Here is a 17,601-nt window from a genome sequence, read left to right as displayed (position 1 = left end):
TGAAGGTGACCATGAAGCTCACGGTCCACATCATCGGCAGCTCGAACCGGATCCGGCCGCGATACATCGTGAACAGCCAGTTGAAGATCTTCGCGCCCGTCGGGATCGAGATGACCATCGTCGCGATGCCGAACGCCGCGTTGACGCTCGCCCCCGACCCCATCGTGAAGAAGTGATGGAGCCAGACGAGGTAGGCGAGCAGCGTGATGACCAGCGTCGCGTAGACCATCGAGGTATAGCCGAACAACCGCTTGCCCGAGAAGGTCGACGTCACCTCGCTGAACACGCCAAACATCGGCAGGATCAGGATGTACACCTCCGGATGACCCCAGATCCAGATCAGGTTCACGTACATCATCGGGTTGCCGCCGAGCGTGTTCGTGAAGAAATTGGTGCCGGCGTAGCGATCGAGGCTGAGCAGCCCCATCACCGCGGTCAACACGGGAAAGGCCGCGACGATGAGGATGTTGGTGCACAGCGCCGTCCAGCAGAAGATCGGCATCTTCATCATGCTCATGCCGGGCGCGCGCATCTTCACGATCGTGGCGATCAGGTTGACCCCCGACAGGAGCGTGCCGACGCCCGCGATCTGGAGCGCCCAGATGTAATAATCGACGCCCACGCCCGGGCTGGCGGCGATGCCCGACAGCGGCGGCATCGCGAGCCAGCCGGTCTGCGCGAACTCACCGACGAACAGACTCATCATGACGATGGACGCGCCAGCCGCCGTCATCCAGAAGCTGAAGTTGTTGAGGAACGGGAAGGATACGTCACGCGCCCCGATCTGGAGCGGGACGACATAGTTCATCAGCCCCGTCACGATCGGCATCGCGACGAAGAAGATCATGATCACGCCGTGGGCGGTGAATACCTGATCGTAATGGTGCGCGTTGAGATAGCCTTCGGAGCCGTTGAAGGCCATCGCCTGCTGCAGCCGCATCATGATCGCGTCGGAAAAGCCGCGCAGCAGCATGACCAGCCCCAGGATCATGTACATGATCCCGATCTTCTTGTGATCGACGCTGGTGAACCACTGTGTCCACAGATAGCCCCACCGCTTGAACCAGGTGAGCGCGCCGAGCAGCGCCGCCCCGCCGAGCGCGACGACCACGAACGTGCCGACCACGATCGGCTCGTGCAGCGGGAGCGATTCCAGCGTGAACCGGCCCAGGATCGGGCTGACGGCGAGCGGGGAGAGCGGCTGGGTCATCTCAAAGCGCCTTCTGATGCGGCGTGCGCGACTGGTCGGGCGCGGCGGGACCGCGCTGGCGGATGTCGGCGGGCGTGCGCGGCGGGGGGCCGCCGGCATCGCTGGTGGTGAGCGGCGACTGCGCGCGCGGGCGCTGCGGCGAGCTCATGTTCGGCATGTGCGTCATCGCGGCGCTGTCGCCGGGGTCGCGGCGCATAGTGTCGCGCATGCAGGTGGCACCCGGCCGCACGCACTGATTGACCACCGCGTCGAACAGCCCCGGCGCGATCCGGCCGAAGCGGATCACCGGCACCTTCTCGCTCGGCTGTTCGAGCCTGAGGTAATTGGCGCGCGTCAGCGGCAGCGGGGCGGCCCGGTTGCGCGCCACCCAGGCGGCGAACCCCGCCTGATCCAGCCCGTGGAAGCGGAACCGCATGCCGGAAAATCCCGCGCCGCTGTAATTGGCGGAAAACCCGGCATAGTTCCCCGGCCGGTTGATCACCGCGTGGAGCTTCGTCTCCATCGACGGCATGGCGTAGATCATGCCAGCGAGCGTCGGCACGTAGAACGCGTTCATCACGTTGGCCGAGGTCAGCCGGAAACGGATCGGCCGATCGACCGGCGCCGCCAGCTCGTTCACGGTCGCGATCCCGTATTCGGGATAGATGAACAGCCACTTCCAATCGAGTGCCACCACCTGCACCTCGAGCGGCCGGGTGCCCGCCGGGACCGGACGCCTCGCGGCGAGCCGCTCGATCGGGCGATACGGATCGAGCAGGTGCGTCCCCGTCCAGGTGACGGCCCCCAGCGCGATGACGATCAGCAGCGGCGCGGACCAGATCACCAGCTCGAGCTGGGTCGAATGATCCCATTCGGGCTCGTAGCGCGCGGCAAGGTTGGTGGCGCGATAACGCCAGGCGAACAGCCCGACGAGCGCGATTACCGGCACCACGATCAAGAGCATCAGCGCCAGCGCGAAGATCACCAGGTTGCGCTGCTGCAGCGCGACGTCGCCCATCGGATGCATGACCACCATGTCGCAGCCGCCGAGCAGCAGCGGCAGCAGCGCGGCGGCAAGCAGCGGGCGGGGCGGGCGAGCGGGCATGGGCGGGAGGTAGGCGCCGCTGCCGCACGGCAACATTGGACATTTTGTCCAATGTCCCCGCGCCCTACGATCGGGCAATGACCGGGCATGGGACCTCGCCTTCGGAAACGATCATGACCGTCGTCACCGCCTCGCAGCTGGCCGAACGCGATGCGCGCGCCATCAATGCGCGCCACGGCGCGATCGCGCCCGGCGAGATCGCGATCGGGGTCGTGATCGGGCGGACGTCGGAGTTCTTCGACTTCTTCGTCTATGCGATCGCCTCGGTGCTGGTGTTCCCGGCGCTGATCTTTCCGTATGCGGACCGCCTGACGGGCACGCTCTATTCGTTCGCGATCTTCGCGCTGGCCTTTGTCGCACGCCCGATCGGGTCGATGATCTTCCTGGGGGTCGATGCGGCGCTGGGGCGCGGCACCAAGCTGACCATCGCCCTGTTCCTGCTCGGCGGCTCGACCGCGGCGGTGGCGTTCCTGCCGGGTTACGAGACGATCGGCGCCTGGTCGGCGGTGCTGCTGGCGCTGTTCCGCATCGGCCAGGGGATCGCGCTGGGCGGTCAGTGGGACGGGCTCTCGTCGCTCCTGGCGCTGAACGCCCCGGCGCACCGGCGTGGCTGGTATGCGATGATCCCGCAGCTCGGTGCGCCGCTCGGGCTGATCGTGGCGAGCGGGCTGTTCGCCTTCTTCCTCACCACCTTGTCGGCCGTCGATTTCCTGGATTGGGGCTGGCGCTACCCCTTCTTCGTCGCCTTCGCGATCAACGTGGTCGCGCTGTTCGCCCGACTGCGCATGGTGTCGACGCCCGACTACACCACCCTGTTCGAGCAGCGCGAGCTGGAGCCGTCGCGCGTCGTCGACACGGTGCGCTCCGACTGGCGCAACATCGTGATCGGCGCCTTCGCCCCGCTGGCCAGCTTCGCGCTGTTTCACATGGTGACCGTGTTCCCGCTCTCCTGGGTGACCCTGTTCACGCGCGACAGCGCCGCGCGCTTCCTGGGCATCGAGATGATCGGCGGCGCGGTCGGGCTGGTGTCGGTGCTCGCGTCCGGGCTGATCGCGGACCGGATCGGACGGCGTTACCTGCTGGGCGCCTCCGCCGCGGCGATCGCGGTATTCAGCGGCTTCGCGCCGCAGCTGCTGAACGGCGGCGGGTTGGGCGAGATCGCGTTCATGGTGATCGGCTTCGTGCTGCTCGGCCTGGCCTTTGGCCAGTCTTCGGGTGCCGTCGCCGCCAATTTCGCCACCGCGCGCCGCTACACGGGTGCGGCGCTGACGTCCGATCTCGCCTGGCTGGTGGGGGCCGGGTTCGCGCCGCTCGTGGCGCTCCTGCTCGCCAGCCGGTTCGGCCTGCTCGCGGCCGGCGGCTATCTGCTCTCGGGCGCGGTCGGCACGCTGGTGGCGCTGGGCATCAACAAGGAACTGGGCCGGCGGCTGACCTGACCCGCGCTGCAAGGTGGGCCAAAGCCCGTATTGAGCGCCAAGGCGCCTGGATCGATGGCCGCCGGTGAGGACGGGCCGGGCAGCCCTGTCCGTCCAGCGCTCCATCACGCGCCCCCCCCCGCTGCCCGCAAGGAACATGCCTTGACCGATACCGTACACGACATCGTCGATACCGCCGTTGCGGCGGGCTCCTTCTCCACCCTGGTCGCCGCGGTCGGTGCCGCGGGGCTGGTGGACACGCTGAAGGGTGCGGGTCCCTTCACGGTGTTCGCGCCGACCGACGACGCGTTCGCCGCCCTGCCGGCCGGCACGGTGGACGAGCTCGTCAAGCCCGAGAACAAGGACCAGCTGACCGCGATCCTGCTGCTGCACGTGCTGCCGGGCAAGGTCATGGCCGCGGACGTGGCCGGTCAGGTCATGGACCCGCAGACCGCGGGCGGCGCGACCGTCCATGTCGACGGCACGAACGGCGTGACCGTGGACGGCGCCAAGGTCGTCACTCCCGACATTGCCTGCAGCAACGGCGTGATCCACGTCATCGACACGGTCCTGCTGCCCAAGGGCTAAGTCGCGAAAGGTCGCGACCGGGAGGCGGTCTCGCACCCGGTCGCGGCCAAGCCACACGATCGGACGGGAGGCCGCATGAAGATCGCGATCGTCGGTGCCGGCATCGCGGGGCTCGCGTGCGCCGACCGGCTGCACGACGCGGGGCATCAACTGGTCCTGTTCGACAAGGGACGCGAGCCCGGCGGTCGCATGGCGACCCGGCGGGTGGCGCTCGGCGAAGGCCGGGTCGCGTTCGATCACGGCGCGCAATACCTCACCGCGCGCGATCCCGCCTTTGCCGACCAGCTGCGGCGCTGGGCTGAGGCCGGGCTGGCCGCGCGCTGGCCCGCCGCCGGAACGGACGCCTGGGTCGGCGTGCCCGGCATGAGCGCGCTGGTGGGCGACCTCGCCGCCCGGCACCCGGTGCGCTGGAGCGACCGGGTCGAGGCGCTGGTGCGCCGCGACGGCGCTTGGTTCCTGGACGACCGGCCCGAACCGCATGACGCCGCGATCGTTGCCGTGCCTGCAGAGCAGGCCGCGCCGCTGCTGGCCGCCCACGATCCGGCCATGGCGGGCATCGCCGGCAGCAGCGTGTCAGCCCCGTGCTGGACGGCGATGCTGGCCTTTGCGGCGCCGGTGGCGATCGCGCCCGCCGTGCTGCGCGACGTGAGCATCATCGGCTGGGCGGCGCGCAACAGCGCCAAGCCCGGGCGCGGCGGGCCGGAGGCCTGGGTGGTGCAGGCCACGCCCGACTGGTCGCGCGATCATCTGGAGGACGAGGCGCAGGCCGCGGTCGATGCGCTGCTGGCGGCGCTGGCCGAGCAGGCGGGCGGTCCGCTGCCCGACCCGCTGATCCGGCTCGGGCACCGCTGGCGCTACGCCAAGGTGCCGTCGGCGACGGCGGGGGCGCTGTGGAACCCGGCGCTGCGGCTGGGCGCGGCGGGCGACTGGCTGATCGGCCCGCGGGTGGAGAGCGCCTGGCGCTCGGGTCGCATGCTGGCCGAACGGATCGCTTTATCCTAGCCGCCGCTCCGTCCACCGTGACAGGAGCAAGTGTGGCACGGCGACGCACGCCAGCAGCCGGAATGCCTGCGCGGTCAGGTCACCCCCTAACGCCTGCCCCGCGATCCGCTGCACGACGCACCAGCCCGCAACCGCCGCGGCGGACAGCAGCGCGCCGGTCGCCAGCCAGTGCCTCGTCGTCAGGTCCCGCAATGCCGCGCGCGTTCGGCCCAGGTGCAACGGCGAGTGCAGGAAGACGAAGAACAGCGCGAAGCCGACCACCGGCGGCAGGACCAGCAGCAGCGCCAGGCAGGCGGTGATCGCGGCCGCCCAGTCGCGCTTGCCGCGGCGCCACGCGATGACGACCCCGACCATGGTGATGAGCAGGGCGACCGGCGCGGCGGCGGTGACGAGCTGCGCCACGGTCCGCGCGTCGGGCCCGCCGATCGCCACGAACAGTGTCGCCACCGCGTCCTGATGCCAGATCGTCGGCGCGGCGATCACGGCACCCCCCGCGCCCGCTCGCAGCAGCGGCTCCTCCAGCATCAGCCAGTCCTCGCCGAAATGCGCGGCCGCGATGAGGAGGAAGAGGATCAGCCCGAGCAGCGGTAGGCTCAGCCAGATGACCGCCATCAACAGCGCGACGGCGATGTAACCGCCCACCACCAGCGCCATCGCGCGACGATCGAGGACAATGGCGCGCCGCAGCAGCGCGATGTCGAACGCGCCGTGCGGCAGGCCGCCGCCCAAGAGGATCAGGACAGCGGCCAAAGTCGAGAACGGACCATCCAGCGGCAGATGCAGCGACACGGCGATGACCAGCGCCACGGCCGCGGCCCAGAAGGCCGGCGGCACGAGACCGCCATGCCCGATCGGGGCATGGCGGCGCGCGGTCACGACATGGTTCACCGGCGGTGGCCGGTCACACGGTGATGGCCGTGTTCTCCGGATCCTCCGCCGCCGACTTGCGGACGGCGATCAGGAAGATGAGGATGCCCAGCCCCGCCTTGGCGACGATGTCGGCGATCGTGTAGCCGATCTGGATCGTGGTCACGACCGTGCCGCCCTTCAGCCCGGCATAGGGCGCCATGTAGACGATCGGGTAGAAACCCCAGGAGGCGAAGGTCAGCAGGCGCGCCTTGCGCACCAGACCCTGCGCGTTCGCCGGCTGTTGCGCGATCGATCGGCCGAGGCCGCTGAACAGCTCGTAGACGATGTAGACGAAGGGGATGGACGACAGCGTGCCCCACAGTGCGCGGGTCGGGATGTCTGTCGCGATCTCCCCCGGATAGCCAAGCACGATCATCAGCGCCGCCGCGGCGCCAAGCCGGATGGACTTGGACATCGTCTCCTCCGCCGACAGCCGCATGACCAGCACCAGCTCGATCAGCAGCAGCGGCACGGTCAGCAGCCAGTCGACATAGCGATAGGCATCGTTGAATGCGAAGCCGGTCGCGGTGATCAGGCCGTCCTTGAGCTGATAGGCCGCCGTCCAGCTGTCGAAGATGCGGAAATAATGGTAGGCGGCGATCGCGGTCACCAGGCCGGAGATGGTCAGCGCGGTCCGATAGGCGGGCGCGACCTGCGATCGGCTGAGCCACAGGAACAGCGTCGCCGCGCCCATCGTGGCGAAGGTGAAGGACAGCGCATTGTAGACCAGCGAGAATTGAAATGGGGTCACGATATCCATCGGGGTCTCCGTCACGGCGATGTCCGGCGCGGTCGCGCCGGGCGGGCAGATGAGGGGCGAGCAAACATCGTCCTGGCGACGGCCGACGCTCCTCAAAAGTCAGTCGCCACAGCGTCGGCCCGCGCCTGGGAGGGGAGGGTAACGCTTGCCGCCGCTGTGGCAACGCTCAGAGTAACCGTTGCGGCGACGTGAAGGTGATACGGACCTTAGGCCGTATCGCGACGGTCAAAGGCCGGCTTCGACCGCCAGCCGGATCAGATCGGTCGTGGTGCGCAGGTGCAGCCGCTCCATCAGGATCGCGCGATGCATCTTCACTGTCTTTTCAGCGAGTTCCAGCTTGCTCGCGATCTGCTTGTTGAGAAGGCCGCCCGCCACCAGCTTCAGGATCTGCCCCTGCCGCGGCGACAGCGCCTTCACCATCTCCGCGGCCCGGATGCGCCGCATGCTGGACGGCGCCGTCGCGCTGGCGTCGATCTCCACCTGCGAACCCAGGAAATAAAGCAGCGCGTCCGCGTCGTCATAGATCGGCGCGACGAGCACGGCGTTGCGGAACGGCTGGCCGTTGCGCTTGTAATTCAGGATCTCGACCAGCACCGGCCGATGCTCGCGCACCCCGCGCTTGATCTCCTCGGTCAGCCACGGCTCCGTCGCCGGACCGGCCAGGAAGCGGCAGTTACGCCCGATCACCTCGTCCGGTGGATAGCCGGTCAGCGCGCAGAACGGCGGATTGCACGCGACGATCGGATTGTCGGGGCGGCGCGGATCGCTGATGACGGACGGAATCGGGCTGTCGGCGACCAGACGCAGGTGCCGGTCCGACCCGAAACTGTCCATCGTCACCGTCGCCATCGCACCCCCCGCGTTTCCGACCCGAGGCACACTTATCAGGGATCGCCCGACTTGGCACGATCGGGCGATCGCAGCGCGCTACCAGCCGCGGCTGCCCGGACCGCTCTTGAACGGCCCGACGACCCCGCTCGTGATCCAGCCGCCGTAGAAGCCGCCCGGCTGCGGGACCGCGGTCTCGCCATCGACGCTGCACCGATCGAACGGCGCGGCGTAGAAGGCGACATGGTCGCGCAGCGCGTGGAAGGCCGGGGGCGGATCGGCGCAGCTCCAGCCGATCCGCGGCAGCACCGTGTCGCCGACCACCACGTCCCAACGGGCCGCCACGCCCTTCCATTGGCACCACGAGCTGGCGGCGGCGCGACGCCGCACGGCGGCCGCGATGTCGGCGCGCGGAAGGTAATAGCTCGGCGGATGGCTGGTCTCCAGCGTGCGGATGGCACGTCGGGTGTCCGCGATGAGCTCGCCCCGATGCTCGATCACGATGTCCGCGGTCGTCGGCCCCGCGATGGCGGGGCGCGGGTAATCCCACACGCTCTCCTGGCCGGGCCCGACGCGATCGGGACGCGGCCTCACCGTCCGGCTCTCGTCCGCATCGCCCGCCACATGGCGGCAAAGGCGGCGGCCCCGGACAGCAGCGTGCCGTCCTCGCTCGAATGGAAGCGCGCGAGCAGCGCGCGGCGGTCGATCGGACAGCTCTCGCCATCGGCTCGCGTCGCGTCGAGGAAGCGGATCGCGCCGCGCGTATCGAGGCGCCGCATCAGCGCGATCTCGGCGCGGCACAGCGGACAGTCGCCGTCATGCCATACGGTCAAGCTGGTCATGGCGACCAGATAGGGTGGCCGAAGATGCGGTGCATTGGCCGCGGCGGACGCTGTTGATGCATTATATTTGTTCGCGCGATCATCTGTCCGGCGCGGATCGGCTCGCTTTCATGCAAGGGGGGCGGGCGAGACCCTGCCGGACAGAAGCAGAGTATGGCGAGCCATGTTCGAACTAAAGTCCGTCGAGGCATAAAGATATTGCTTAGCGGTCGGCCCTTCAGCGCGCGTGCGAGCCGCAGCACCCCTTATTCAGCTCGGCGACGCGTTCTGGCCTTCGAGTAGCCTTACTGGACGGCCATTCACGACATTTGTCGCTTGTAAGCGGTCGTTCCGCTTTCGCCCGAGGCTGTGTGGAAACGCGCTGATCTGTAGTGTTCTGGCGCGGATGGAGGCGCCGGATGGGTCGTTTCATCGAGGGTAGCGATCGGCGGCAGCGGCTGCTGCTGCCGGACTGCATCGACGATTATGTGGGTGATGACAGCCTGGTGCGGGTGGTCGACGCATTCGTCGAAGCGCTGGACCTGGCGGTACTCGGCTTCGGCGGTGCGGCGGCGACGGGCCGGCCGGGCTATCATCGGGCGGTCCTGCTCAAGCTCTACGTCTACGGCTATCTGAACCCGGTGCAGTCGAGCCGGCGGTTGGAGCGGGAGGCGGGCCGCAACATCGAGCTGATGTGGCTGACGGGCAAGCTGGCGCCGGACTTCAAGACGATCGCCGACGTCCGCCGTGATCACGGTGCGGCCATCCCGGCGGCGTGTCGGCGCTTCGTGCTCGTGTGCCGCAAGCTGGGGCTCATCGCCGGCGGCATGGTGGCGGTGGACGGCAGCCGGTTGCGGGCGGTGAACGCGCGCGACCGCAACTTCACGCCCGTCACGATCCGGCGCCGGAGGGAGCAGGTGGACGCCAGCATCGTGCGATACCTCGGCATGCTCGACACTGCCGACCGGCAGGAGGGCGAGGCATCCGAGCTGCGGACCGTACGGCGGGACGTGCGGACTGCGGAAGGAGCACGCGTGTGCGACAAAGGTCGAAGCGGGCTCCCGCAACCACCTTTGCAGTCCCGGAGGACCGATCAAGGTCGAACCGGGTCCCCGATTTCGACCTGCAACCCCGGAACACAGCTTATGAGCGGTGTTCGACGAAAATCGTTCAACGTTCTAAGTGCCCGATCGGGTGGTGCATGGGGCACCACTTCCGGTGACCGGAAGCCCCATTGGCGCCGGCGCGCGGCCGAGCGCGCCCTCCAGTCAGCGGGCGGCCTCGGCGCGGACGATGACGGCGCCGTCCACCATGGCCTTCATCTTGCCGAACGCCCGCTCGCGCGGCAGGTATTTCAGGCCGCAATCGGGGGCGACGACGATCCGCTCGACCGGCACCTGCGTCATCGCGCGGCGGATGCGGTCGGCGACGACCTCGGGCGTCTCGACCGCCGGATCGTTGAGGTCGATGACCCCGACCATGATCCGCTTGTCGCGCAGCGGCGCGAGCTCGGCGGGGTCGAGCCGCGGCTGCGCGGTCTCGACCGAGACCTGATGGACCGCGCACGCCGCGAGCTCGGGCAGGAAATCATAACCCTTCGGCCGGTCGCCGTGGATGATCGCGGCATAGCCGAAGCAGATGTGGAGCGCGGTCTCGCCGGTTATCCCGTCCAGCGCGCGGTCGACCACCTCCACCCCGAACTCGCGCGCCTGCTGCGGCCGGGCCTGCATATAGGGCTCGTCGATCTGCACGATATCGGCCCCGGCGGCGAACAGGTCGCGGATTTCCTCGTTGACCGCGGCGGCATAGTCGAGCGCCATCTCGCGCGTGGTCGGATAGAAGTCGTTCTGCGCCTGCTGCGCCATCGTGAACGGGCCGGGCACGGTGATCTTGATCGGCTTCTCCGTGTGCCGACGCAGGAACTCGATGTCGCGGACCTGCACCGGATGCGTGCGGCGGATGCGGCCGACGACGCGCGGGACGGGATTGGGGTGGCCGCTGCGATCGAGCGCGGTGCCGTGATTGTCCAGGTCGACGCCTTCGAGCGCGGTGGCGAAGCGGTTCGAATAGCTTTCGCGCCGCATCTCGCCGTCGGTGATGATGTCGAGCCCGGCGCGTTCTTGCTCGTGGATCGCCATCAGGGTGGCGTCGTCCTGCGCCTCTTCCAGCCGGTCGGCGGGCACCCGCCACAGCTCCTGCGCCCGGACCCGCGGCGGAAATCGATCCGCCAGCCGCGCGCGGTCGATCAGCCATTCCGGCATGGCATAGGAACCGACCAGCGTGGTCGGCAGAAGTGTGTTCACGACCTCTCCCCTTCATGACCTCGTCGGGCGCTTGCGGCTGTCCGCGATCGGCTCGACGTGAGCGTCGACCGCTCGGTATGGGCGTCGAACACACTTTACAAGCGCGATGGCAACTTGACGCTCTCGACGTTTACGTGAAAAATCAGACGATATGGTGGACGGTTTGGCCGCGCAACGATCGGGCGAGGAATGATGCAGGGTCGGTCGGAGATGATTGGCGACGCTGCCGGGCCGCGCTATTCCATCGATGCCGTCCGCTATCGCCCGATCGCCGAGGCGCGGCGGCAGCTCGCCGACGGCAACTGGCTCGACCTGACGATCGGTGAGACGCTGCGACAGGCCGCGCGCGAGCGGCCGGACACCGTCGCCGTGGTCGATCGCGACGGCGTCACGACCTATGCCCGGCTCGACGCCGACACCGAATCCGTTGCGGCGGCGCTGCTCGACCTGGGGTTGCATCCGGGCGACCGCGTGCTGTTCCAGCTCGGCACGACGCGGGAGTATTTCACCGCTTTCTACGGCTGCATGAAGGCGGGCGTCGTGCCGGTCTGCACGCTGCCGCAATATCGCAGCCTGGAGATGGAGCATTTCGCGCAGGCGACCGATGCGCGCGCGATCTTCGTGCAGGCGGATTGCAATCCGTCGTTCGATCAGGTCGGCTTCGCGCAGCAGCTCGCCGCCTCGTGCACGGCGCTGGAGCACGTCGTCGTGGTGCGCGGCGAGCGCGACGGTTGCGTGTCGCTGGCGGCAGCGGCGCAGGCCTATCCGATCGAGGAAGCACGGGTGCGCACCGGCGATGTCGCGCCGAACGCGCTGGACGTCGCGGTCTTCCAATTGTCGGGCGGATCGACCAGCCTGCCCAAGATCATCCCGCGCATGCACGGCGAGTATCTCGGCGCGGTGCGGCACCTGTCGCAGCGCTACGACCTGACGGATGCGGACGTCACCTTGTGGGGGCTGCCGCTGGTGCACAATGCGGGGACGATGTTCGCGGTGCTGCCGGTGACGCTCGACCGCCGGACGCTCGTGCTGCAATCGCGGCTCGACATGCGCGAGATGCTGGAGCTGATCGCCCGCCACCGCGTCACCTTCACCGGCAGCATCGGTCCCGTCGCGGCCAAGCTGCTGGAGATCGACGACCTCCACCGTCACGATATCGGCTCGCTCAGGCAGTTCTTCGCGCTCGCCAGCGCGGAAGCCGTGGAGCGGCATGTCGGTCTGCCGGTCGGGCAGATGTTCGGGATGACCGAGGGAATGGTTTTCGCGTCATCGCCGCATGATCCGCCCGCGATCCGGCATCGTACGATCGGCTATCCGATCTCGCCCGGCGACGAGGTACGGCTGCTGGTGCCGGGCGAGGAGGCGGAGGTCGCGTTCGGCGACATCGGCGAGCTGTGCTTTCGGGGGCCGAGCACGCTGACCGGCTATGTCGGCGACGAGGAGGCGACCGCGGCGAGCTTCACCGCGTCGGGGTTCATGCGATCGGGCGACCTGATGCGCGCGCATGATATCGACGGCACGGTCTGCTATTCGTTCGAAGGGCGGATCAAGGACAACATCAACCGCGGCGGCGAAAAGATCGGCGCCGAGGAGATCGAAGCGCTGGTGGCGCGCCACCCGGACGTCGCCGACGTCCGCGTCGTCGCGATGCCCGATCCCATCTATGGCGAGAAGGTCTGCGCCTACGTCATCCCGCAGGCGGGATGCGATTGCGTGACGGTCGCGTCGCTCGGCGAATTCCTGCTCGGGCTCGGCATCGCCAAGTACAAATTGCCCGAGCGCGTCGAGGCGATCGACGCCTTTCCGCTGACCAGGGTGGGCAAGGCCGACAAGGCGATGCTGCGCGAGATGGTCGCGGCGGCGATCGCGGCCGAGACCAGGCAGACGGCATGAAGGAGCAGGAGGCGACGGCGGGCTTCCGCAACGCCGGCTGGACGATGGGGGGGCTGCCCGACGGCGCCGCGGTCACCGTGCATCCGCTCCGGACCGCGGATGGCGCCGCGGTCAACGGCTTCCTCTATACCGCCGGGCCGTCGGACGTCGTCGCGTGCATCATGCATCCGCGCGAGTTCCTGGCGACGCATTACCTGGTGCCCGAGCTGCTCGCCGCCGGCTATGCGGTGTTCACCCAGACGTCGCGCGCGGTCGGATCGGACATGCGGCTCGAACACGAGATTACCTTGCTCGACGTGGCGGCGGGGCTGTCGTTCCTGAAGGAGCGATTCGGCAGGATCGTGCTGATCGGCAATTCAGGCGGCGCGAGCCTGTACGGCTTCTACAACCAGCAGTCGCTGCTCGCGCCCGCGGGCCGCATTGAGCGGACGCCGGGCGGCCGCGCCACCGGTCTTCGCGAACTGGCGATGCCGCAGGCCGACGGCATCGTGCTCGTGTCGCCGCATCCGGGGCAGGGCGTGGTGCTGATGAACTGCATCGACCCCTCGGTAACCGACGAGCAGGATCCGCTCGGCATCGACCCGGACCTCGACTTCCTCGATCCGGCCAACGGCTATGCTCCCGGCGGCGCGCATTACGCCGCGCCGTTCGTCGAGCGCTTCCGCGAGGCCCAGCGCGCGCGCGTCGCGCGGCTCGACGAGACCGCGCGCTCGCTCGTTGCCGAGCGGCTCGCGGCGCGCGCGCGCGGCAAGCAAAGCGGCGATCGCGCGGATCGCATCCGCGGCGCCCATACCACCGCGATGACGATCTGGCGCACCGACGCCGACCTGCGCTGCTGGGACCTGTCGCTTGACCCGTCCGACCGCGCGGTCGGCTCGATCTGGAGCCGCGACCCGTACGCCACCAATTTCGGGGTCGTCGGCTTCGCACGGTTCTGCACGCCGGAGGCCTGGCTGTCGACCTGGTCCGGCCTGACCTCGCGCGCTAACCTGTTCGAGACGGCCGGCGCGATCGAGCAACCGACGCTGCTGATCGAATATAGCGGTGACCAGGTGGTGTTCCCGGCGGACGTCGAGCGCATCTTCGCCGCGATCCCCTCGACCGATCGCACCCGCCACCGCTTCCGTGGCGACCATCACGGCCAGCCGCTGGCGGAGGGCGAGCCGCCGGGCCGGTCGCAGGCCGGACAGGCCATCCGGGACTGGCTGGAGAAGCGGTTCGCGCGGGCGTAGGGGAGCGATGGTTGGCCTACGCCGCCGCCGCTGCACGCTGCTTCGCCGCGCGCATGTCGCGGCCCGGCGGTAGCCCGAACATCCGGCCATAATCGCGCGTGAAATGGGGTATCCTTTCGTAACCGACGGCATGGCGGCACTGCCGATCGCGACGCCGTCCGCGCGCATCAGGTGCCGGGCCCAATCAGCCGCAGTTGTTTCGGGATCTGGAGCGGGGCCAGCGACGTCGCCACCGCTGGGTCAACGCCCAGCGCATCGAGGTATCGGGCGGACAGACGATCTGACGATCCCGGCGCGCGGAAGCTTGCCGCAACGATCGTGTCCTCTCGCGTGCCCTGCCGGATATTAGCAATTCCTTTGCGGTTAGGTCCTACGACGACACCGAGCTGCAAGACAGCGCCGCGTCAGCCGCCCGGGAGTGCCTGAGATGTCGTCCAAGCCGTCCTATTCGATCGATAGCGACCCCCGAAAGAACTTCATGCGCCTCAATTTCTCCGGTCATATGGATCACGCCACCGTCGACCGTTTTGAGCGGGACATGGCGGCAGCGTTCGATCGCATGCCCGCGAAGGGCGATTGCCGGTTCCTGTCCGATATCCGCTACGCAGGCGTGCAGTCGCGCGACATCACCGAGCGGCTCCAGGCCATCATGGCGCAATATGTCATCCATTTTGGTTCGCTGTCGCGTGGGATCGCCATGCTCGTGTCGGGGTCGTCGCTGGAGATGTTGCAGGCCAGGCGTGTTGCCGGCCGGGGCGGAACGGCGTTCTTCCTGACGGAAGAAGAGGCAATAGCATGGTTGTTCGATGAAACGGCGAGCGCCCTCGCCACCGGGTGAGGGCGAACCTGCCCGATCGGTTCAATAATCGATCGTGAAGCGCGCCCGGCGTGGCGCCGCTGTCTCACCTCATCGACCATGGCGATGGCGTAATCCGCGAAGCCGATCCGGCTGTCGCCAGCCGCGTCGGTGACCAGCTGGTCACCGCTCAACCGGAACGGGCCGCGCCGCGGCCCGCGAAGATGACGGGGCCGGGGAGAAGAAGGTCCAGTCGATCGCCTCCTCGTGACGCAGCGCCTCCAGGAGGTGATCCCGCCGATCGCGAAGCCCTTCCCGTCCTCCGGCAAATCTGGCGTGTCGATCATGCGTTCGCCCGACAACGCTGCCGGTAGGCGAGCATCGCTCGCGCCCCGGGGGAGGGCGGGTGCCTTGTGCGGGGCGCCGGTCGGCGCATAAGGAACGCCTTCATGCAGGGTGGCGGATGACATGGTCGCGACAGGCGTGGGCAAGCGAAGGCGGGCGGCCGCCGCAGGGCCGTCCCCGGTGGGACGTGCGTTAGCGGTCGAGCCGTCGACCAGTGCGCGCCGCGAACTGCTGGCGGGAGACGTGCTCGACAAGGCCGCCGCGTTGTTCGCCGCCCGCGGGTTTGCGGCGACGAGCCTGAAGGACGTCGCGGATGCCGTCGGGCTCAGCCGGTCGTCGATCTATTATTATTACCCCAACAAGGAAGCGTTGCTGGCGGAGTTGATCCGCGGTGCGACGCTGCCGATCGCGACCATGCTGCGCGAAGTGGGTGAACAGGGGCTGGCGCCCACGGCGGCGATCCGCGAGGTGGTCCGCCGCCTCGTGCTCTGGGTCGCGGACGCCCGGACGCATTTCCGCCTGATGGATCGCAGCGAGGCTGAGCTGCCGCCCGCGATCGCCAAGGTCCATGCCGCGGCGAAACGCCAGATCCTCAACGAGCTGATCGGGCTGGTGGACGCGGCGGTCCTCGCCGGCGAGGCGCGCGCCGTCGACAGCCGCGTCACCGCCCTGTCGATCATCGGCATGGCGATGTGGACCGCGTGGTGGTTCCAGCCGGGGCACGGACCGGTGCTCGATACGGTCGCGGAGATGGTCGCGGACAATGCGCGCGCGCTGCTTCATCGCACCGGGCCGATGAAGGACGGGGCGACGATCGCCAGCCTGGCAGGCGAAATCCGCGGCAACCTGGCGCTGATCGAGGCGATGTCGGAGACGACGCAGGTCAGATAGGCAGTACGGGCTCGTTCGTCGGGGCGAGCCGGATGCGGTTGGCGTCGAACCTGACGATCTTGCCGTCCAGCCCACCCGTCAGGCAACCGAACCAGACCGCCGCGCCGAGCCCGGTCGCTTCTCGCGTGAGCTCGATTTCGCCGTCGAATTCGACGAAGATGTACCCTGCGCGAGGCTGGTGCACCCGGCACCGATCGAGCGCTCCCGCGGCGGCGACGACGGGGGCGAACTCGGGCACGTCGAGAACGTAGAACCCGCTCATGCCACCAGGGCGTGCTCGCGCTGATGCTGGGCGACGTGCTCGGCCTTGACCCGCCAGAGCTGTTCGATCGTCGTCCAGTCGCCCGCCTCGGTCAGTTCGAGCGCGGCGGCGATGGTCAGTTCGGCGTCGATGCCGTCGATCCGCTCCACGGCGCGCAACGGCCGCGTGATCTCCAGCGGATAGAAGTTCGGATCGCGGAAATACACCGATTCCAGGATCTCGTGCCTGATCGACTGGCTGACGTTCACGCCGGCGGCCTGCAGCCTTGCCTGCCAGGCGAGCAGCTCCTCCTCGGTCTCGACGCTCCAGGCGGTATGGTTCGCCATTGCCATGTAGCCCCGGGGGATCTCGAACTCGGGCGGCTGGGTCGTGCCGATATAGTGGAAGAAGGCGATCGTGCTGCCGTTGCCCGCGTCGAAGAAGAAATGGATGAAGTCGGCATGCTCCTCCTTCTCGCGCCCCCAGCCCTTGGCGGTGATGGCGTGGACGAGGGGAAGCCCGAGCGTGTCGCGGTAGAACTCGACCGTCTCGCGCAGCTTCCACGTCGGTCGTGCCGTGTGATCGACACCGTTCAGCGTGAGGGGGGCACCAACGTCGGGCATGATCGGGTCTCCGGTCGCTCGCAAACCGCCGCTTGCCAAAAAACCACGCCTGTGTCAAATTATCGACTGATATGACGAACGGGGAAGGCGGGGCGGAAATGCGGATCGCGGTGGTTGGGGGCGGACCGGCCGGACTGCTGTTCGCCAAGCTCGCGAAGCAGGCGGCGCCCGCGCACCGGATCGACGTATTCGAGCAGAACCCGCCGGACGCGACCTACGGCTTCGGCGTGGTGCTCGCCGATGTGGCGCTCGACATCCTCGCCGCGGTCGATCCGGGGCTGAAGGCCGCGATCGGCGCCATCGCCGAGTTCCAGGACCGCATCACGATCGTCCACAAGGGCGAGGCCATAGCGCTCAAGGGCAACGGCTTCATGGGCATCAGCCGCGTCCGCCTGCTGCAGGCGATGCAGCGCAACGCGCTCGACGCCGGGGTGTCGATCGAGTTCGAACGGCGGGTGAGCGATCCGGCGGCGCTGAGCGACTATGACCTGATCGTCGGCGCCGATGGCGTGAACAGCGCCGTCCGCGCCGCGCTCAACGATCATTTCCAGGCGACGAAGGAGGCGCGGCGCAACAAATGGGTCTGGTATGCGACGCCCAAGCGTCTCGACTCGGTCGGGCTGATCTTCCAGTCGACGCCGCACGGCACCTTCATCGCGC

Annotated in this window: 17 protein-coding genes and 2 pseudogenes; 9 read left to right on the top strand and 10 right to left on the bottom strand. The window is 68.5% G+C overall.

Annotation, left to right across the window (positions count from 1 at the left end):
• Both ACFE64_RS11520 and cyoA read right to left on the bottom strand, forming a co-directional pair.
• Positions 1–1,210 (bottom strand): cbb3-type cytochrome c oxidase subunit I (locus tag ACFE64_RS11520; protein ID WP_375392607.1); only part of this gene is annotated, 1,210 nt, incomplete at its 3' end.
• 1 nt (position 1,211) lies between these two features.
• Positions 1,212–2,294: a ubiquinol oxidase subunit II gene (cyoA, locus tag ACFE64_RS11515; RefSeq protein WP_375392606.1), complete on the bottom strand. Its 1,083-nt coding sequence runs from the start codon at positions 2,292–2,294 to the stop codon at positions 1,212–1,214.
• 113 nt (positions 2,295–2,407) lie between these two features.
• Here cyoA and ACFE64_RS11510 point away from each other — a divergent pair, with 113 nt between their 5' ends.
• The 3 genes from ACFE64_RS11510 to ACFE64_RS11500 all read left to right on the top strand — a co-directional run bounded on the left by ACFE64_RS11510 (position 2,408) and on the right by ACFE64_RS11500 (position 5,299).
• Positions 2,408–3,730 (top strand): MFS transporter, encoded by a 1,323-nt coding sequence (locus ACFE64_RS11510; protein ID WP_375392605.1) that lies wholly within the window; start codon positions 2,408–2,410, stop codon positions 3,728–3,730.
• A 141-nt stretch (positions 3,731–3,871) separates the two neighbouring features.
• Complete coding sequence (locus tag ACFE64_RS11505; protein ID WP_375392604.1) at positions 3,872–4,297, top strand: fasciclin domain-containing protein; 426 nt, start codon at positions 3,872–3,874, stop codon at positions 4,295–4,297.
• A 75-nt stretch (positions 4,298–4,372) separates the two neighbouring features.
• The gene (locus tag ACFE64_RS11500; RefSeq protein ID WP_375392603.1) at positions 4,373–5,299 is read left to right on the top strand and encodes an NAD(P)/FAD-dependent oxidoreductase; all 927 of its coding nucleotides are present in this window, start codon (positions 4,373–4,375) and stop codon (positions 5,297–5,299) included.
• Here the strand turns inward: ACFE64_RS11500 and ACFE64_RS11495 are convergent.
• The 5 genes and pseudogenes from ACFE64_RS11495 to ACFE64_RS11475 form a co-directional block, all read right to left on the bottom strand.
• Positions 5,291–6,187 carry a beta-carotene 15,15'-dioxygenase, Brp/Blh family gene (locus ACFE64_RS11495; RefSeq protein WP_375392602.1) on the bottom strand — a complete coding sequence of 299 codons (897 nt, stop codon included), beginning with the start codon at positions 6,185–6,187 and terminating at the stop codon, positions 5,291–5,293. The genes ACFE64_RS11500 and ACFE64_RS11495 overlap by 9 nt on opposite strands.
• A 13-nt stretch (positions 6,188–6,200) precedes the next feature.
• Entirely contained in the window at positions 6,201–6,968 is a 768-nt protein-coding gene (locus ACFE64_RS11490; protein ID WP_375392601.1) for a bacteriorhodopsin-like, read from the bottom strand.
• Between the two features lie 225 nt (positions 6,969–7,193).
• Entirely contained in the window at positions 7,194–7,817 is a 624-nt protein-coding gene (locus ACFE64_RS11485; protein WP_375392608.1) for a PAS domain-containing protein, read from the bottom strand.
• Between the two features lie 78 nt (positions 7,818–7,895).
• Entirely contained in the window at positions 7,896–8,390 is a 495-nt protein-coding gene (locus ACFE64_RS11480) for a DUF427 domain-containing protein (RefSeq protein WP_375392600.1), read from the bottom strand.
• Between the two features lie 17 nt (positions 8,391–8,407).
• Positions 8,408–8,638 (bottom strand): annotated as a pseudogene (locus ACFE64_RS11475) (DCC1-like thiol-disulfide oxidoreductase family protein); the annotation flags it as partial.
• Positions 8,639–9,036: 398 nt separating this feature from the next.
• Here ACFE64_RS11475 and ACFE64_RS11470 point away from each other — a divergent pair.
• Positions 9,037–9,621: pseudogene (locus ACFE64_RS11470) on the top strand (transposase); the annotation flags it as partial.
• A 264-nt stretch (positions 9,622–9,885) separates the two neighbouring features.
• Here ACFE64_RS11470 and ACFE64_RS11465 read toward each other — a convergent pair.
• Entirely contained in the window at positions 9,886–10,920 is a 1,035-nt protein-coding gene (locus ACFE64_RS11465) for a uroporphyrinogen decarboxylase family protein (protein ID WP_375392599.1), read from the bottom strand.
• 189 nt (positions 10,921–11,109) lie between these two features.
• On the opposite strand from ACFE64_RS11465, the gene ACFE64_RS11460 reads away from it, so the two are divergent.
• The 4 genes from ACFE64_RS11460 to ACFE64_RS11445 all read left to right on the top strand — a co-directional run bounded on the left by ACFE64_RS11460 (position 11,110) and on the right by ACFE64_RS11445 (position 16,077).
• Positions 11,110–12,813: an AMP-binding protein gene (locus ACFE64_RS11460; protein ID WP_375392598.1), complete on the top strand. Its 1,704-nt coding sequence runs from the start codon at positions 11,110–11,112 to the stop codon at positions 12,811–12,813.
• Positions 12,810–14,045, top strand: coding sequence for a hypothetical protein (locus ACFE64_RS11455; protein ID WP_375392597.1), 1,236 nt, complete (start codon positions 12,810–12,812; stop codon positions 14,043–14,045). Before ACFE64_RS11460 ends, ACFE64_RS11455 begins: the two co-directional genes overlap by 4 nt.
• Before the next feature lie 427 nt (positions 14,046–14,472).
• Positions 14,473–14,883, top strand: coding sequence for a hypothetical protein (locus tag ACFE64_RS11450; protein WP_375392596.1), 411 nt, complete (start codon positions 14,473–14,475; stop codon positions 14,881–14,883).
• A 483-nt stretch (positions 14,884–15,366) separates the two neighbouring features.
• Positions 15,367–16,077 (top strand): TetR/AcrR family transcriptional regulator, encoded by a 711-nt coding sequence (locus tag ACFE64_RS11445; RefSeq protein WP_375392595.1) that lies wholly within the window; start codon positions 15,367–15,369, stop codon positions 16,075–16,077.
• Here the strand turns inward: ACFE64_RS11445 and ACFE64_RS11440 are convergent.
• Positions 16,070–16,339, bottom strand: a complete 270-nt coding sequence (locus ACFE64_RS11440; RefSeq protein WP_375392594.1) for a hypothetical protein — start codon at positions 16,337–16,339, stop codon at positions 16,070–16,072. The genes ACFE64_RS11445 and ACFE64_RS11440 overlap by 8 nt on opposite strands.
• The gene (locus ACFE64_RS11435; protein ID WP_375392593.1) at positions 16,336–16,941 is read right to left on the bottom strand and encodes a VOC family protein; all 606 of its coding nucleotides are present in this window, start codon (positions 16,939–16,941) and stop codon (positions 16,336–16,338) included. The genes ACFE64_RS11440 and ACFE64_RS11435 overlap by 4 nt, the downstream gene beginning before the upstream one ends.
• 71 nt (positions 16,942–17,012) lie before the next feature.
• On the opposite strand from ACFE64_RS11435, the gene ACFE64_RS11430 reads away from it, so the two are divergent.
• A partial coding sequence (locus ACFE64_RS11430) for an FAD-dependent monooxygenase (RefSeq protein ID WP_375392592.1) occupies positions 17,013–17,601 on the top strand: 589 nt, incomplete at its 3' end.

It is taken from the genome of uncultured Sphingomonas sp. (assembly GCF_964250165.1).
In the GTDB taxonomy this organism is placed as follows: domain Bacteria; phylum Pseudomonadota; class Alphaproteobacteria; order Sphingomonadales; family Sphingomonadaceae; genus Sphingomonas.
Note: the sequence above shows the minus strand (reverse complement) of the source record. Positions and strands in the feature narration are given on the sequence as shown.

Coding starts and splice junctions, on each gene's coding strand:
- cyoA (WP_375392606.1), bottom strand. CDS start 2,294: ATGCCCGCTCGCCCGCCCCGCCCGCTGCTTGCCGCCGCGCTGCTGCCG.
- ACFE64_RS11510 (WP_375392605.1), top strand. CDS start 2,408: ATGACCGTCGTCACCGCCTCGCAGCTGGCCGAACGCGATGCGCGCGCC.
- ACFE64_RS11500 (WP_375392603.1), top strand. CDS start 4,373: ATGAAGATCGCGATCGTCGGTGCCGGCATCGCGGGGCTCGCGTGCGCC.
- ACFE64_RS11490 (WP_375392601.1), bottom strand. CDS start 6,968: ATGGATATCGTGACCCCATTTCAATTCTCGCTGGTCTACAATGCGCTG.
- ACFE64_RS11485 (WP_375392608.1), bottom strand. CDS start 7,817: ATGGCGACGGTGACGATGGACAGTTTCGGGTCGGACCGGCACCTGCGT.
- ACFE64_RS11460 (WP_375392598.1), top strand. CDS start 11,110: ATGATGCAGGGTCGGTCGGAGATGATTGGCGACGCTGCCGGGCCGCGC.
- ACFE64_RS11455 (WP_375392597.1), top strand. CDS start 12,810: ATGAAGGAGCAGGAGGCGACGGCGGGCTTCCGCAACGCCGGCTGGACG.
- ACFE64_RS11450 (WP_375392596.1), top strand. CDS start 14,473: ATGTCGTCCAAGCCGTCCTATTCGATCGATAGCGACCCCCGAAAGAAC.
- ACFE64_RS11440 (WP_375392594.1), bottom strand. CDS start 16,339: ATGAGCGGGTTCTACGTTCTCGACGTGCCCGAGTTCGCCCCCGTCGTC.
- ACFE64_RS11435 (WP_375392593.1), bottom strand. CDS start 16,941: ATGCCCGACGTTGGTGCCCCCCTCACGCTGAACGGTGTCGATCACACG.